The organism is Polaromonas sp. CF318 (genome assembly GCF_000282655.1).
Lineage (GTDB): Bacteria > Pseudomonadota > Gammaproteobacteria > Burkholderiales > Burkholderiaceae_C > Polaromonas.
This window is the reverse complement of sequence record NZ_AKIV01000048.1, coordinates 1-13796: the sequence shown is the minus strand read 5'-3', so window position 1 is coordinate 13796 and position 13796 is coordinate 1. Positions and strand designations below refer to the sequence as shown.

At 61.5% G+C, this 13796-nt stretch carries 19 protein-coding genes; 3 read left to right on the top strand and 16 right to left on the bottom strand.

Features of this window, described 5'->3' with window-relative positions; translation table 11 throughout:
• Positions 1–38 precede the first annotated feature (38 nt).
• From PMI15_RS23985 to PMI15_RS08190, 3 genes are all read right to left on the bottom strand, one after another.
• Positions 39–2897 (bottom strand): DAHL domain-containing protein, encoded by a 2859-nt coding sequence (locus tag PMI15_RS23985; protein WP_238541089.1) that lies wholly within the window; start codon positions 2895–2897, stop codon positions 39–41.
• Complete coding sequence (locus PMI15_RS08195) at positions 2894–3937, bottom strand: cytochrome-c peroxidase (RefSeq protein ID WP_007866546.1); 1044 nt, start codon at positions 3935–3937, stop codon at positions 2894–2896. Before PMI15_RS08195 ends, PMI15_RS23985 begins: the two co-directional genes overlap by 4 nt.
• A 194-nt stretch (positions 3938–4131) precedes the next feature.
• Entirely contained in the window at positions 4132–4845 is a 714-nt protein-coding gene (locus tag PMI15_RS08190; protein WP_007866545.1) for a DUF4197 domain-containing protein, read from the bottom strand.
• Positions 4846–4858: 13 nt separating this feature from the next.
• Here PMI15_RS08190 and PMI15_RS08185 point away from each other — a divergent pair, with 13 nt between their 5' ends.
• Complete coding sequence (locus PMI15_RS08185) at positions 4859–5374, top strand: TlpA disulfide reductase family protein (RefSeq protein WP_007866542.1); 516 nt, start codon at positions 4859–4861, stop codon at positions 5372–5374.
• Positions 5375–5554: 180 nt separating this feature from the next.
• Here PMI15_RS08185 and PMI15_RS08180 read toward each other — a convergent pair whose 3' ends face one another.
• Entirely contained in the window at positions 5555–6010 is a 456-nt protein-coding gene (locus PMI15_RS08180; protein WP_007866539.1) for a cytochrome c, read from the bottom strand.
• Positions 6011–6211: 201 nt separating this feature from the next.
• Between PMI15_RS08180 and PMI15_RS08175 the strand changes: the two genes are divergently transcribed.
• Together PMI15_RS08175 and PMI15_RS08170 are read left to right on the top strand one after the other, a co-directional pair.
• On the top strand, positions 6212–6898 hold the full coding sequence (locus tag PMI15_RS08175; protein WP_007866536.1) for a cytochrome b/b6 domain-containing protein: 687 nt from the start codon (positions 6212–6214) through the stop codon (positions 6896–6898).
• A 90-nt stretch (positions 6899–6988) separates the two neighbouring features.
• Positions 6989–7477: a GNAT family N-acetyltransferase gene (locus PMI15_RS08170; RefSeq protein ID WP_007866532.1), complete on the top strand. Its 489-nt coding sequence runs from the start codon at positions 6989–6991 to the stop codon at positions 7475–7477.
• Between the two features lie 75 nt (positions 7478–7552).
• Here the strand turns inward: PMI15_RS08170 and PMI15_RS08165 are convergent, their stop codons facing one another.
• The 12 genes from PMI15_RS08165 to rpsJ form a co-directional block, all read right to left on the bottom strand.
• Positions 7553–8059: a peroxiredoxin gene (locus PMI15_RS08165; RefSeq protein WP_007866529.1), complete on the bottom strand. Its 507-nt coding sequence runs from the start codon at positions 8057–8059 to the stop codon at positions 7553–7555.
• A gap of 222 nt (positions 8060–8281) precedes the next feature.
• Complete coding sequence (gene rpsQ, locus PMI15_RS08160; protein ID WP_007866526.1) at positions 8282–8551, bottom strand: 30S ribosomal protein S17; 270 nt, start codon at positions 8549–8551, stop codon at positions 8282–8284.
• Positions 8548–8757 (bottom strand): 50S ribosomal protein L29, encoded by a 210-nt coding sequence (rpmC, locus tag PMI15_RS08155; protein WP_007866523.1) that lies wholly within the window; start codon positions 8755–8757, stop codon positions 8548–8550. The genes rpsQ and rpmC overlap by 4 nt, the downstream gene beginning before the upstream one ends.
• A gap of 12 nt (positions 8758–8769) precedes the next feature.
• Positions 8770–9186: a 50S ribosomal protein L16 gene (rplP, locus tag PMI15_RS08150; protein ID WP_007866520.1), complete on the bottom strand. Its 417-nt coding sequence runs from the start codon at positions 9184–9186 to the stop codon at positions 8770–8772.
• A gap of 24 nt (positions 9187–9210) precedes the next feature.
• Positions 9211–10116 (bottom strand): 30S ribosomal protein S3, encoded by a 906-nt coding sequence (gene rpsC, locus PMI15_RS08145; RefSeq protein ID WP_007866518.1) that lies wholly within the window; start codon positions 10114–10116, stop codon positions 9211–9213.
• 12 nt (positions 10117–10128) lie between these two features.
• Entirely contained in the window at positions 10129–10458 is a 330-nt protein-coding gene (gene rplV / locus PMI15_RS08140; protein WP_007866508.1) for a 50S ribosomal protein L22, read from the bottom strand.
• 9 nt (positions 10459–10467) lie between these two features.
• On the bottom strand, positions 10468–10746 hold the full coding sequence (gene rpsS, locus PMI15_RS08135) for a 30S ribosomal protein S19 (protein ID WP_007866503.1): 279 nt from the start codon (positions 10744–10746) through the stop codon (positions 10468–10470).
• A gap of 9 nt (positions 10747–10755) precedes the next feature.
• Complete coding sequence (gene rplB, locus PMI15_RS08130) at positions 10756–11580, bottom strand: 50S ribosomal protein L2 (protein ID WP_007866501.1); 825 nt, start codon at positions 11578–11580, stop codon at positions 10756–10758.
• Positions 11580–11915 carry a 50S ribosomal protein L23 gene (rplW, locus tag PMI15_RS08125; protein WP_007866498.1) on the bottom strand — a complete coding sequence of 112 codons (336 nt, stop codon included), beginning with the start codon at positions 11913–11915 and terminating at the stop codon, positions 11580–11582. The genes rplB and rplW overlap by 1 nt, the downstream gene beginning before the upstream one ends.
• Positions 11912–12532: a 50S ribosomal protein L4 gene (gene rplD / locus PMI15_RS08120; protein WP_007866495.1), complete on the bottom strand. Its 621-nt coding sequence runs from the start codon at positions 12530–12532 to the stop codon at positions 11912–11914. Before rplD ends, rplW begins: the two co-directional genes overlap by 4 nt.
• On the bottom strand, positions 12532–13215 hold the full coding sequence (gene rplC / locus PMI15_RS08115; RefSeq protein ID WP_007866493.1) for a 50S ribosomal protein L3: 684 nt from the start codon (positions 13213–13215) through the stop codon (positions 12532–12534). The genes rplD and rplC overlap by 1 nt, the downstream gene beginning before the upstream one ends.
• A 216-nt stretch (positions 13216–13431) precedes the next feature.
• The gene (rpsJ, locus tag PMI15_RS08110; protein WP_007838118.1) at positions 13432–13746 is read right to left on the bottom strand and encodes a 30S ribosomal protein S10; all 315 of its coding nucleotides are present in this window, start codon (positions 13744–13746) and stop codon (positions 13432–13434) included.
• Positions 13747–13796 lie beyond the last annotated feature (50 nt).

The window sequence follows — 13796 nt, the reverse complement described above, 5'->3', positions numbered from 1 at the left end:
CCGGGCCGCTAGCGCCGCCCCCTTGAGGGGGGAACAGGCTACACGCCAGTGAGCCTGGACGGGGGTGATTCACTCAACGGCGGGTGCACGGTGCCCCACAGGCTTTCGTCGAGCACGCGTTGCAGGGTGCGCAGCAGCTGGTCGTTGGAGGTGTGGGCCTTCACCAGCACGGCCTCCACGCGATCGCTTTCCAGGGCCACCGCGTCGCTGGCGGAGAACACGACCACCGGGGGCGCCGGGTTCAGCTCCTCGATGGTGTCCAGCAATTCCCAGCCCGAGCCGTCTTTGAGGGTGAGGTCCAGCAGCACCAGGTCGTAGTGATGCTTGCTCAGCTGTTCACGCGCCTCGCGCAGGCTGCTGGCGAACTCAAAGGTGGCGAAGTCCTGGGCGATGGCGGCGGCGATGCGCTGGATGTCCAGGTCGTCCTCGACATGCAGGATGCGCGGCCGGCCTTCGGCCATGTTGGCGATGGCGCGCTGCAGGCTGAGGATCAGCTTGTTTTCGTCAATGGGCTTTTCCAGCCAGGTCGACACCGCCAGCGGCTGGTTGTTGAATTCAAGCTCGCCGGCTTCGGCGTTGGCCGACACCACCACGATGGGCAGCTCACGCGTGCGCTCTTCCAGGCGCAGCGCGCGGATCAGGCTGATGCCGTCCAGGTCCGGCAGGCCCAGGTCGACCGTCATGGCGGCGTAGGGCCGTTTCACCACCTGCTCCATGGCCTGCGCGGCGCGGTAGACCATGTCCGAGTCAAATCCGCCCTTGTCAAGCATCAGGTTGATCAGGTGGGCGATGTCGGGGTCGTCCTCGCAGACCAGGATCAAGGGCCGGGGCGGTGCGCCGGCCTTGGTTTTGCTTTCATCGACGCTGGCCTCTTCCACCGGCAGCGCAAACGCTTCTGGCAGCTCGAAATAAAAAACCGTTCCCACGCCGGTTTGCGAGGTGAAGCCCACGCTGCCGCCCATGCGCTCCACGATGGCGCGCGAGATGTTCAGGCCCAGGCCGGTGCCGCCTTTTTGCCGGGTGTCGGAGGTGTCGGCCTGCGAGAATTTCTGGAAGATGCGTTTGCGGAACTCCTCGGGAATGCCGGGGCCGCTGTCGGCGACCTCGACCCGAACCCGCCTGTTGCTGCACAGCAGCCTGATATAGACAAAGGATTCCGCCGGTGAAAACTTCACGGCGTTGGAGATCAGGTTGGTGGCGGCCTGGGTCAGCCGGTCGCTGTCGACGCTGACCATGACCCCTTCGGCCTGGACGTCCAGCGCCAGCTTGACCTTGTGCTGGTCCGCAAAGCCTTCATTGGCCACCAGGACCTGGGCCAGCAGCGGCGCCAGCTCTGTGACCTGCATGTCAAAACGCATCTTGCCGGATTCGATTTTTTCGCTGTCGAGGATGTCGTTGATCAGCCGGATAAGCCGCTCGCAGTTGCTGGTGGCGATGCCGACCAGGTTCTTGGCCATGGGCGGCAGCTCCCCGGCGACGCCGCCGACGATCAGGCCCAGCGAGCCGCGTATGGAGGTCAGCGGCGTGCGCAGCTCATGGCTGACGGTGGAGACGAACTCGCTCTTCATGCGGTCGACGCGCTTGAGCGCGGTCACGTCGGTCCCCAGCGAGTAAAAGCCCAGCACCTTGCCCTCGTCCTGGCCCTCGCCATAGCGCGGGAAGTACTGCATGACGTAGTCGTGCATCTGGCCGTCGGCGGCTTCCTGGGTGCGGTCGTATTCGGCCGCATAGCCCGCCAGGGCCTCCTGGATCTTGCCGCGCTCTTTCTCGTAGAGCTCGTGGCCCATCATCTGGCGCATGGTCTTGCCGTGGATCTGCTCGCGCTTCAAGCCAAAGCGTTCTTCATAAGCCAGGTTGTGGAACTGGAAGCGCTGGTCGGCGTCGATATAGGCGATCAGGGCCGGCACCGTGTCCGTGATCAGGTGCAGCTGGGTTTCGCTGGCATGCAGCGCAACGGTGCGTTCCCGCACGCGCTGCTCCAGGGTTTCATTGGCCCCCTGAAGTTCTTCGTTGACGCGCCGTATGGTCGAGTGGCTGCGCAGGAGGTCGCCCGCCGCGTACAGCAGCAGCGCCACCAGCACCGCCGAAAAAATCAGCAGGTAGCGGCCGTAGCGCTCGCCCTCCACGCCGGCCTGCTGCTGCTCTACCGTCAAGGCGTCGCTGGCGTCATCGAGCAGCTTTCCGGTCGGCGCCACGGAAATGCCGACGAGGAGCTCATTGACGGTTTTCTGCTCGCGCAAAATGGCCTGGACATGCGCGCGGAAAATACCCAGCTTGTCGCGTATGCCCGGGGTTGCAAGGTGCAGCGTGCCGTCAAGCCGGTTTAACTCGTCGTGTATTTCGGCCCCCTTGTCGCCTGTCGGGCTTTGGCTGTACAGCATGCTCGCGAGCAAAAGCCGGCTGACGCCGGCCGAGATCGGCTGGAGCGCCGGTTGCGCGGCACGGCGGCCCGGTCCGAGCGACTGCTGCACATCCTCCGCCGCGGTAGGAAGAAAGGCCAGCGAGTTGCGCAGCACCGAGTTGTGCGACTTGAACTGCTCGATCAGCTGGGCCTTGTCCTGGACGGCTCGCTGCAGCGCTGCGAGCTTGCCCGTCCGCCCGGGGGCATCGTGTTGATGGACGTCCCCGTCCGACAGCAGTTGCTCCATGAGCCGGGCCATCTCGCCCTGGTTGTCGGCCAGCGCGTCGTAGTGCGTGTTGATCCCTATCCTGGACTTCAGCACGTCCAGTTCCCATTGCGCGTCGAGCTGCTTGAGGTGGCGCAGCACGGCGATATCCTCAAAGTAATGCGACTCGTCGAAGCTCTGGGTCTTGGCGTACAGAAACACCAGGATGGACAAGAGCACGGCGGTGACCGCCGTCATGGGCATCCAGGCTAGTCGATTCGTTTTTTTCACGGTTTGGGATCCAGTTCGCCGGTGAGTGTGTTGAGGAAGCGGATGATGGCCTCCTTGTCTTCCTTGGAAGCGACGCGGCCGAGCTGGTAGCGGAACATGATGTCGACGGCCTCGTCCAGGGTTTTTGCCGAGGCGTCGTGGAAATACGGTGCAGTGAGCGCGATGTTGCGCAGGCTGGGAACCTTGAAGACGTATTTGTCGCTTTCCACCTTGGTGATGAGGTAGCGGCCGAGATCGGCCTCCGTCGGGTTGCCGCGTTTGGCGAAGTAGTCGCCCATGACGCCGAACTTCTGGAACATATTGCCGCCGACGTTCACGCCCTGGTGGCAGGCGACGCAGCCATACTGCTTGAATTTCGCGTAACCGGCTTTCTCCGCGGCCGAGATCGCATTGGCGTCGCCGCGCAGGTATTTGTCAAAACGCGAGTTGGGCGTGATCAGGGTGCGCTCGAAAGTGGCGATGGCATTCTGGATGTTCGCCTTGGTGACGCCGTCCTTGTAGGAGGCGGCGAACGCGGCCTTGTACTTGGGGTCCTGCGAGACCTTCTGGACCACCTCCTCCCATTTCGAGCCCATCTCGACCGGGTTCTGCATGACGTGGTCGGCCTGCGCCTCGAGCGACTCGGCGCGGCCGTTCCAGAACTGCTTGAAGTTGAGCGCGGCATTGAGCACGGTCGGGGCGTTGACGCTGGTGAGGCCGCCATGCAGGCCCACCGAGCGGTCACGCCCGTCGCCGCCGCCCTTGCTGATGTCGTGGCAACTGGCGCATGAGATGCGGCCGTTGCCCGACAGGCGGGTATCGCGAAACAGCTGGCGCCCGATGTCCGCGCGAGCGGGGTCCTGTTTGAGCGTCAGGGGAACCGGTTGTATCGGTTCGTCGAGCAAGGGGGCGGCGGTGGCGGCGGGGGATATCCATGCGGCCAAGGCGGCCAGGAGCAGCACCGCAAGGCGCACAGCGGCCAGCTGTGCGCCGGCCTTCTCAGGCCGCACGCAGTGCCCGCTCCCGCGGACGTACGCCAACACCGATTTTGTTATTTGCACGGCTGCTGTCCTCCTGATCGTTAACTGCAACCAGTCCCAATCAGAGCACGTTTATCAGCCGCGCCGCAAGGGCATTTCCCGTGTGGGCATATTTACCAACACTATGTAAGGGAATGCTTCACCCCCTCCAAATAGAGGAGACGGGAATCGCGAATCCGCCCAGTCTTTCGCGACACCCCGTTCGTTAGAACTTTTTATTTCATTGAACCGAATACCTTCTTGAGGATCGCGCTGCCGGTGCCCACCGGGTCCTGGCGGATCTTCTTTTCTTCCTCGCCGATGATGAGGTAGAGGCCGTCCAGGGACTTGCCGGTGACATATTGCTGGATGTTGGCGTCTTCTTTCTTCACCAGGCCGAAACCGGCGGCCTTGCCGGCGAACTCGTTGTATTTGTTGGCCAGCCCGACCTTTTCGGTGGCCTTGGTGACCACGGGCAGGAATTTCACACCCAGCGGGGCGCGCGTCTTTTCCGCGAAAAAGGTGGTGACCGAGGTCTCGCCCCCGGTCAGGATGTTCTTGGCGTCGTTCACGTTCATGGTGCGCACCGCATTGACCAGCAGGTCCTTGCCCATGGGCACGGCCGCTTCGGCGGCGCGGTTGATGGAGGTGACCAGTTCGTCGATGCGCTTGCCCTGGCCGAAGTTTTTCAGGATTTTCGACGCGTCTTCCAGGTAACCGGGCAAAGGAATGCGAACTTTTGGGTTTCCGAGGAATCCATCCGTCTTGCCGAGCAGGGCAACGGCCGCGACGGCGCCTTTTTCGAGGGCGGTTTTGAGGCCGGCGCTGGCGTCGGCGTTGCTGATGCCGGACAGGTCTCCCAGCGACAGCGCGTGGGCCTGGTGGTAAGTGGCCAATATCAGTGCGCCCAACGCGCTGACGCCGGCCTGGTTAAAATTGCGACGTTGCATGATGAGGTCTCCCATGAAATTGACATCCAGCTGGACAGTATGCCGCATGGCACTGGCCGGTATTTTGGCGCTGGCGGCTTTCGCCAGCCTGCCCGGATGCAGCGGCGCGCAGGCCGCGCCTGAGTCGACCTTCGTGCTGCTGGACGGCAGCAAAAAAACCACGGCCGACCTGAAGGGCAAAGTCACCCTCGTCAACTTCTGGGCCACCAGCTGCGTGACCTGCGTGGCGGAGATGCCCAAGGTCATTTCCACCTACAACAAGTACCAGAGCCAGGGCTACGACACCCTGGCCGTGGCCATGAGCTACGACCCGCCCAGCTACGTCGTGAACTACACCCAGACGCGCAAGCTGCCGTTCAAGGTGGCCATCGACAACACCGGCGCGGTCGCCAAGGCCTGGGGCGACGTGCAGCTCACGCCCACCACCTACCTCGTGAACAAGCGCGGCGAGATCGTCAAACAGTATGTGGGCGAGCCGGATTTTGCGGCGCTGCACCAGTTGATCGAGAAGCTGCTGGCTGAGACCTGAAGCGTTTCGCCTCCCCCAAAAGAAAAGCCGGTTCAAACGAACCGGCTTTTTTGTTATTCACTCCGCGTGGGTTGCCTCATCTTTTCAAGCCGGGGCCGCGGGACTGGCTTTGCCAGACCGCAGGCGCAGCGGCCCCCTCGGGGGGCAGCGCATTACACGAAGTGAAAAGCGTGGGGGCCTTTACTGTGCTCGGTAAGCGTCGTGGCAGGCCTTGCAGGTGCCGGCGGTTGCGGTAAATGCGGTCTTCAGCGCGTCGAGGTTGCCGGTTTTGGCGGCGGCGGCCAGCTTGGCGGTTTCGGCGACCAGTTTTTCATGGCCTTCCTTGAACTTGGCCTGCTCGGTCCAGATTTCGGGCTTGGCCTTGGTGTTGCCGCCCTTGTCGGTGCCGGGCCCGAAGCCAACCCATGGAAGCTTGGCCATGTCAGCCACGATCTCGGCGTTCTCGGCGGCGACTTTGGCGTCGAAGGGAACACGGCCGTTAGCCATGGCGCCGACGCGGCCGAAATGCTGGCCCATGACAAACAGCGCGCTCTGGCGGTATTTGATGGCGTCTTCGGGCTTGGCGAACTGCGCGGAGGCCGGGGCGGCCATGGCCGCCAGGGTGGCGGCCGCTGCGATGCTGGCGAAAAATTTCATGGTTTTCCTCGTGAGGTTTTTTTAGGATATGGTCGGTGACAGGCCATGGCAGCGCGCTGGGCTCGCTGCCATGTGGCTGAGTTTAGCCAAGCCTGATAAGTTCCGCAGGAACTTATGCACTACGGGAAAGCACCAAGCCTGCAGCGGGCCGGCTGCGGACAATGCCTTGCACAGAACAAACCACATGAACGAGGAGTGAGCGTGTACACCAATAAAAATCTTCACAAGGTGCGTGTGTGGGACCTGCCCACGCGGTTTTTCCATTGGGCGCTGGTGGCCTGCGTGATCGGCCTGGCCATTACCGGCACCGTGGGTGGCAACGCCATGGTCTGGCACTTCCGTTTCGGCTACACGGTACTGGCCTTGCTGCTGTTTCGCATCGTCTGGGGCCTGGTGGGCGGGCGATGGTCCCGTTTTGGTGCGTTCATTTATGCGCCGCAAAGCGTCATCAACTACCTCAAGGGCCAAGGCAAGCCCGAGCACGGTATCGGCCACAGCCCGATAGGCGCCGGCTCGGTGTTCGCCATGCTGGGTTTCCTGGTGGCACAGGTCGGCACGGGTCTGCTCAGTGACGACGAGATCGCTTTTGCCGGCCCACTGACGCGCTTTGTCTCCAACGCCACGGTCAGCCTGACGACCAACTACCACAAGAACATCGGCAAATGGGTGCTGCTGGCGCTGGTGCTGCTGCACATCGCGGCCATTGTTTTTTACCTGAGCCGCAAGCACAACCTGGTGGGCGCCATGCTGCACGGCGACAAGGAACTGGTGGTGCAGGCGCCGCCCTCGCGCGACGACACGGTGTCGCGTGTGGCCGCGGTGCTGATCCTGGCGGTTTGCGCCGGCGTGGCCTATTGGGTTTCCACGCTGGCGGCGCCGGCTTTCTGAGGCCCCGCCGCAGGCTGAGGGCCGGGCTTGCGCGGGTCGGCGATGGGGCAAATCACGTTAAACTGGTTGTGACTTTTCACCGCCGACCCCGTGCAGCGCCCCTCCATCCAGTTCATCACACCCGACTCGCCCCAGGAGCTGGCCGCCACGCGGCTGATCTTTCGCGAGTATGCGGAGCAGCTGGGCGTGGACCTGTGCTTCCAGAACTTTGAGGCCGAACTGGCCGAGCTGCCCGGTGAATACGATGTCCCCGAAGGCGCGCTGCTGCTGGCGCTGGTGGACGGTGAAGTCGCAGGTTGCTGCGCGCTGCGCGCGCTGGACTCGGTCGACTATCCCAACGCCGGCGAGATGAAGCGCCTTTATGTGCGCAAGCCCTTTCGCCGCTTCGGCCTGGGCCGCCAGCTCGCGGAGGCCATCCTGGACGCGGCGCGTGTGGCGGGCTACCACTCGGTGCTGCTGGACACGCTGGACGACATGGAATCGGCGCGCGCGCTGTATGCCGAACTGGGCTTCACCGAGATCCCGCCCTACTATCACAACCCCATCGCGGGGGCGCATTACCTCAAGGTGGATCTTTGAGTCTTTCCGGAGGCGGGAACAAAAAAGCCACCGAGCTTGCGCGCGGTGGCTTTTTTTGTGGCGAAAAATCCGCTCTCAGCCCTTGGCTTGCGCCAGCAGCGTGGCCGCATCGCTGACTTCAAACTTGCCGGGGCCTTCCACATTGAGGCTGGCGACCTTGCCGTCCTTGACCAGCATGGAGTAACGGTTGCTGCGCAGGCCCATGCCGCGTGCCGTCAGGTCCAGCGTCAGGCCCGCAGCCTTTGCGAAGTCCGCGCTGCCGTCGGCCAGCATGCGCACCTTGTCGCCGGTCTTCTGGTCGCGCGCCCAGGCGCCCATGACAAAGGCGTCGTTGACGCTCAGGCACCAGATCTCATCGACCCCGGCGGCCTTGAACTCGGCGAATTTCTCCACATAGCCTGGCACGTGCTTGGCCGAGCAGGTGGGCGTGAACGCACCGGGCAGGGCAAACAGGGCGATGGTCTTGCCGGCCGAGGCCTTGGCCACGTCAACCGGGTTGGGGCCTATGCTGCAGCCATTGCCTTCGACTTCGGAAAATTCCATCAGCGTGGTGGCCGGAAGGGTGTCGCCTACTTTGATCATGGTGTGCTCCTCTAAGAATAATGAAGGGGTTGAAAATCAACCCTCGAAGTGTAGTGCGGGGGCGGCAAGCGTGCGCTCACTGTGCGAAAACCGGTCTGGCTCTGAAGGTCATCTTCGGGGAAGCGGCAAACATCGGCAAGCACCGGCACAAACAAAAACGGCCCACCAAGGTGAGCCATTTTTGAGAGAGTGACTTGACGCCAGCCCCGGGTAAGCCGGACCTTAAACGATCGCAGCCTTTTCAACCAGACGGGTCACAACCCAGTTCTTGGTCTTGGAGATCGGGCGGCTTTCGGTGATCTCGATCACGTCGCCCGTGTGGTACTCGCCCTTTTCGTCATGGGCGTGGTACTTGCTGGACAGGGACACGATCTTGCCGTAGAGCTCGTGCTTCACACGGCGCTCGACCAGAACCGTCACGGTCTTGGCGCGCTTGTCGCTCACCACCTTGCCGATCAAGGTGCGCTTGAGGGATTTTTTAGCTTCCGTCATTTTTTGGCTCCTTGCTTGACGATGGTTTCGGCCAGGATGGTCTTGGCGCGAGCGATGCTGCGACGCGTGGAACGCAGCGTGGAAGTGTTGGTCAGTTGCTGCGTGGCTTTTTGCATGCGCAGGCCAAAGTGGGCTTTTTGCAGCTCTTTGACTTCAGCTTTCAGGCCGGCAACGTCTTTTTGGCGCAGTTCAGTAGATTTGGTCATTGTCATTTCCCCTTACTGGCCGATCATGCGGCTGACGAAGGTGGTGCGCAGCGGCAGCTTGGCGGATGCCAGGCGGAACGCTTCGCGGGCCAGCTCTTCAGGCACACCGACGATTTCAAAGACGATCTTGCCGGGCTGGATTTCAGCCACGTAGTACTCCGGGTTACCTTTACCGTTACCCATACGCACTTCAGCGGGCTTTTGGGAAATCGGCTTGTCCGGGAAGACACGGATCCAGATACGGCCGCCACGCTTGACGTGACGGGAAATCGCGCGGCGCGCGGCTTCAATTTGACGAGCAGTCAGGCGACCACGGTCGGTGCATTTGAGACCGAAGTCACCGAACGCAACCGAGGAACCCCGGGTTGCGACGCCGGTGTTACGGCCTTTTTGCTCTTTGCGGTATTTTCTGCGAGCGGGTTGCAGCATTTTGATTCTCCGTTAATAGACCGATTACTCGGTCTTGGCACCGTCAGCTGCTGCAGCTGGCGCGGCTTTGCGGACGCGCTTAACGGTGGTTTTCGGGGCTTCGCTACCAGGGGTAGCTTCAGCCGGCTTGTCGCTTCCATCCGCCGGGGCGGTGTTGGTCGCGCCGCGCGGTGCGCGAGCACCACGGGGAGCGGGACGGTCGCTGCCTGGACGATCACCAGGGCGCGCATCACGGCGGGGGCCGCGCGGCTTGCGTTCTTCGTCAGGCACTTCCACCATCTTGGCGCCGGGCGCATCGTTGCGGCCCAGCGTGTCGCCCTTGTAGACCCAGACCTTGACGCCGATCACACCATAGGTGGTCTTGGCTTCAGAGGTGCCGTAGTCGATGTCGGCGCGCAGGGTGTGAAGGGGCACGCGGCCTTCGCGGTACCACTCGCAGCGAGCGATTTCAATGCCGTTGAGGCGGCCGGACGACATGATCTTGATGCCCAGGGCACCCAGACGCATGGCGTTTTGCATGGCGCGCTTCATCGCACGGCGGAACATGATGCGTTTTTCAAGCTGCTGCGTGATGCTGTCGGCGATGAGCTTGGCATCAATTTCAGGCTTGCGAACTTCTTCGATGTTCACGGCGACCGGCACGCCCAGCTGGCGGCTCAGTTCTTTCTTGAGGTTCTCGATGTCCTCGCCTTTTTTGCCGATCACGACGCCCGGACGTGCCGAGAAGATCGTGATGCGGGCATTCTTGGCGGGGCGCTCGATCAGAACGCGCGAAACCGCTGCGTTCTTGAGCTTGGCCTTGAGGTACTCGCGAACCTTGATGTCTTCAGCCAGCATGCCGGCGAAGTCACGGTTGCTTGCGTACCAGCGGCTGGCCCAGTTGCGGCTAACTGCAAGGCGAAACCCGGTTGGGTTGATTTTTTGTCCCATATCCTGCTGCCTTTAGTTGCCAACCACCACGTACACATGGCACGTGGGCTTGCTGATGCTGTTGCCGCGGCCTTTTGCGCGCGCGGAGAAACGCTTGAGCGTGGCGCCTTGTTCGACGTAAATGGTTTTCACCTTCAGTTCGTCGATATCGGCACCATCGTTGTGTTCAGCGTTGGCGATGGCGGACTCAACAACCTTCTTGATGATTCCAGCAGCTTTTTTCTGCGTGAAATTCAGGATGTTGAGGGCTTGATCCACTTTCTTGCCGCGGATCAGGTCAGCGACCAGACGGCCCTTGTCGACCGACAGACGAACGCCCCGGAGGGTTGCACGTGTTTCCATGGTCTTTCCTTACTTTCTCACAACTTTTTTGTCAGCCGGATGACCTTTGAAAGTCCGGGTGAGTGCGAACTCGCCCAGCTTGTGGCCAACCATTTGATCGGTGATGTAGACAGGCACGTGCTGCTTGCCGTTGTGCACGGCGATGGTCAGGCCGATGAACTCGGGCAGGATCATGGAGCGACGCGACCAGGTCTTGATCGGCTTTTTGTCCTTGTTGGTAACGGCCTTGTCGGCTTTTGCTACCAAATGATGGTCGACAAACGGACCTTTTTTGAGTGAACGTGTCATGGGTTAGCCTTACTTCTTGCGACGCGAAACAATCATCACTTGCGTGCGCTTGTTGTTGCGGGTGCGGTAGCCCTTGGTCAGGTTACCCCATGGGTCGACAGGATGGCGGCCTTCGCCGGTCTTGCCTTCACCACCGCCGTGCGGGTGGTCAACCGGGTTCATCACCACACCGCGAACGGTCGGGCGAATACCCATCCAGCGCTTCACACCGGCCTTGCCGAGACGGCGCAGGCTGTGTTCTTCGTTGGCGACTTCACCGATGGTGGCGCGGCACTCGATGTGGATCTTGCGAACTTCACCGGAGCGCATACGCACCTGGGCGTAGGTACCTTCGCGGGCCAGCAGCGTTGCCGAGGTGCCGGCGGAGCGGGCGATTTGCGCGCCCTTGCCGATTTGCATCTCGATGCAATGGATGGTGGAACCCACGGGAATGTTGCGGATGGGCAGCGTATTGCCGGCGCGAATCGGCGCTTCCGAACCGCTCACCAGCGTAGCGCCGACTTCAAGGCCGCGGGGGGCGATGATGTAGGTGCGCTCGCCGTCGGCGTAGCAGAGCAGGGCAATGTGGGCGGAACGGTTGGGGTCGTACTCGATGCGTTCGACCTTGGCCGGAATGCCGTCCTTGTTGCGCTTGAAGTCCACCACACGGTAGTGGTGCTTGTGACCGCCGCCTTTGTGGCGAACGGTGATGTGCCCGTTGTTGTTACGGCCGGACTTCTGGAATTGTGGCTCCAGCAGCGGCGCGTAAGCTTCACCCTTGTGCAGGTGATCCCGGGAGATCTTCACCATCCCGCGCATGCCGGGGGAGGTGGGTTTCATTTTAATGACAGCCATTACGCAGTCTCCCCGCCGAGGTTGAGCTCTTGACCGGGCTTGAGCGTCACATAGGCCTTGCGAACGTTGTCGCGGCGGCCGATGGACTTGCCAAAGCGCTTGGTCTTGCCCTTGATGTTGAGAACGGCAACCGACTGGACGTCCACCTTGAACATCAACTGCACGGCGGCCTTGATTTCAAATTTGGTGGCATCCTGCAGCACCTTGAAGGTCACGGCATTGGTCTTGTCGGCGATCATGGTGGCCTTTTCGGACACGATGGGCGCGACCAGGACCTGCATCAGGCGGCCTTCGTCGAATTTCAGTTTTGGAGAAGATGGGTTACGGGCGCTCATGCGAACATCTCCTTGAGTTGGTCCATGGCGGCCTTGGTGACCAGAACCTTCTTGTAGTGGACCAGCGACACCGGATCGGCGTAGCGGGGCTCAACCACGAGGATGTTCACCAGGTTGCGGGAAGCCAGGTACAGGTTTTCATCAACTTCATCAGCGATGACCAGCACCGAGTTGAGGTTCATGGCCTTGAACTTGTCGGCCAGGACCTTGGTCTTGGGCGAGTCCACGGTCAGGGAATCAACCACAGCCAGGCGGCCTTCACGGGCCAGCTGCGAGAGGATGGACGCCATGCCGGCGCGGTACATCTTCTTGTTGATCTTCTGCGTGAAGTTTTCGTCAGGCATGTTCGGGAAGATACGACCGCCGCCGCGCCACAGGGGCGAAGACGTCATACCGGCACGTGCGCGACCAGTGCCCTTTTGTTTAAAAGGCTTCTTGGTCGAGTGACGAACCTGCTCACGGTCCTTCTGGGCACGGGTGCCCTGGCGGGCGTTGGCCTGGAAGGCCACGACCACCTGGTGAACCAGGCTTTCGTTGTATTCGCGACCAAACACGGTATCGGGCACGTCCACTTTGGACGAAGCCAGACCTTGGTCATTCAGGAGTTCGACCTGCATCAGTTCGCTCCTTTAGCAGCGTTGGCGGGCTTGGCCTTGATCGCGGCGCGAACCGTGACAAAACCACCTTTGGAACCAGGCACAGCACCGCGGATCATGAGCAGCTGACGGGCTTCGTCGATGCGCACGATGTTCAGGTTTTGCGTGGTCACGGTGACGTCGCCCAGATGGCCCGTCATGCGTTTGCCGGGGAACACGCGGCCGGGATCCTGCGCCATACCGATGGAGCCGGGAACGTTGTGCGACCGGCTGTTACCGTGCGACGCGCGCTGCGAGCTCATGTTATGGCGCTTGATGGTGCCGGCGTAGCCTTTACCGATGGAGGTGCCTTGCACGTCCACCAGTTGGCCCACTGCAAACACGTCGGCTGCGGGCACAACGGTGCCGGCAGCATATTTGCCTGCGACGTCGGGCGTCACGCGGAATTCTTTCAGGATTTCACCAGCTTCAACGCCTGCTTTCGCAAGGTGGCCGGCGGCCGGCTTGGTCACGCGCGATGCTTTGCGTGCGCCAAATGCCACTTGAAGGGCATCGTAGCCGTCATTTGCTTCGGTTTTAACCTGGGTCACGCGGTTGTTGGATACATCCACCACGGTGACAGGAACTGTGTCCCCATCATCCGTGAACAGACGCATCATGCCAACTTTGCGGCCCAGCAACCCGAGGGAGTTGCTCAGACTCATGATGTGTTCTTTCGTAACTTTCACCGCTGCGACTTCAATTGGCCGCAGACGTTTTGATGTGAAAGACAGTTAATAAAACCGCCCAATCCATACCGGCAACAAGCCAATATGCAATGGACAGCCCAAGAGTATAGCCCAGGCTGCCGAAAATGGCAAACCTGGGCTAAAACCTGTCGATTTGGGGCCCGGCTTGTGGCTGAAACCCCGATTTCTCGCTTACTGCAGCTTGATTTCGACGTCCACGCCGGCCGGCAGGTCGAGCTTCATCAGGGCGTCCACGGTTTTGTCCGTGGGGTCCACGATGTCCATCAGACGCTGGTGGGTGCGGATTTCCAGCTGGTCGCGGCTCGTCTTGTTGACGTGGGGCGAACGCAGGATGTCGAAACGCTTCATGCGGGTTGGCAGGGGCACGGGACCCTTGACAATCGCACCGGTGCGCTTGGCGGTGTCAACGATTTCAGCTGCCGACTGGTCGATCAGCTTGTAATCAAACGCCTTCAGGCGGATGCGGATTTTTTGCTTGGTGGCCATGGTAATTCCTTGGTTTTTTCAGAATTACGCGATGATCTTGGCCACGACGC

What these genes read in the sequence shown, in the direction of transcription:
- rpsC (WP_007866518.1), bottom strand. Translation starts at nt 10,116, where the DNA reads ATGGGACAAAAAATCAACCCAACCGGGTTTCGCCTTGCAGTTAGCCGC.
- rpsJ (WP_007838118.1), bottom strand. Translation starts at nt 13,746, where the DNA reads ATGGCCACCAAGCAAAAAATCCGCATCCGCCTGAAGGCGTTTGATTAC.
- PMI15_RS08180 (WP_007866539.1), bottom strand. Translation starts at nt 6,010, where the DNA reads ATGAAATTTTTCGCCAGCATCGCAGCGGCCGCCACCCTGGCGGCCATG.
- PMI15_RS08185 (WP_007866542.1), top strand. Translation starts at nt 4,859, where the DNA reads ATGAAATTGACATCCAGCTGGACAGTATGCCGCATGGCACTGGCCGGT.
- rpsQ (WP_007866526.1), bottom strand. Translation starts at nt 8,551, where the DNA reads ATGACGGAAGCTAAAAAATCCCTCAAGCGCACCTTGATCGGCAAGGTG.
- rplB (WP_007866501.1), bottom strand. Translation starts at nt 11,580, where the DNA reads ATGGCTGTCATTAAAATGAAACCCACCTCCCCCGGCATGCGCGGGATG.
- rpmC (WP_007866523.1), bottom strand. Translation starts at nt 8,757, where the DNA reads ATGACCAAATCTACTGAACTGCGCCAAAAAGACGTTGCCGGCCTGAAA.
- rplW (WP_007866498.1), bottom strand. Translation starts at nt 11,915, where the DNA reads ATGAGCGCCCGTAACCCATCTTCTCCAAAACTGAAATTCGACGAAGGC.
- rplP (WP_007866520.1), bottom strand. Translation starts at nt 9,186, where the DNA reads ATGCTGCAACCCGCTCGCAGAAAATACCGCAAAGAGCAAAAAGGCCGT.
- rplV (WP_007866508.1), bottom strand. Translation starts at nt 10,458, where the DNA reads ATGGAAACACGTGCAACCCTCCGGGGCGTTCGTCTGTCGGTCGACAAG.
- rplC (WP_007866493.1), bottom strand. Translation starts at nt 13,215, where the DNA reads ATGAGTCTGAGCAACTCCCTCGGGTTGCTGGGCCGCAAAGTTGGCATG.
- rpsS (WP_007866503.1), bottom strand. Translation starts at nt 10,746, where the DNA reads ATGACACGTTCACTCAAAAAAGGTCCGTTTGTCGACCATCATTTGGTA.
- PMI15_RS08190 (WP_007866545.1), bottom strand. Translation starts at nt 4,845, where the DNA reads ATGCAACGTCGCAATTTTAACCAGGCCGGCGTCAGCGCGTTGGGCGCA.
- rplD (WP_007866495.1), bottom strand. Translation starts at nt 12,532, where the DNA reads ATGCAGGTCGAACTCCTGAATGACCAAGGTCTGGCTTCGTCCAAAGTG.
- PMI15_RS08165 (WP_007866529.1), bottom strand. Translation starts at nt 8,059, where the DNA reads ATGATCAAAGTAGGCGACACCCTTCCGGCCACCACGCTGATGGAATTT.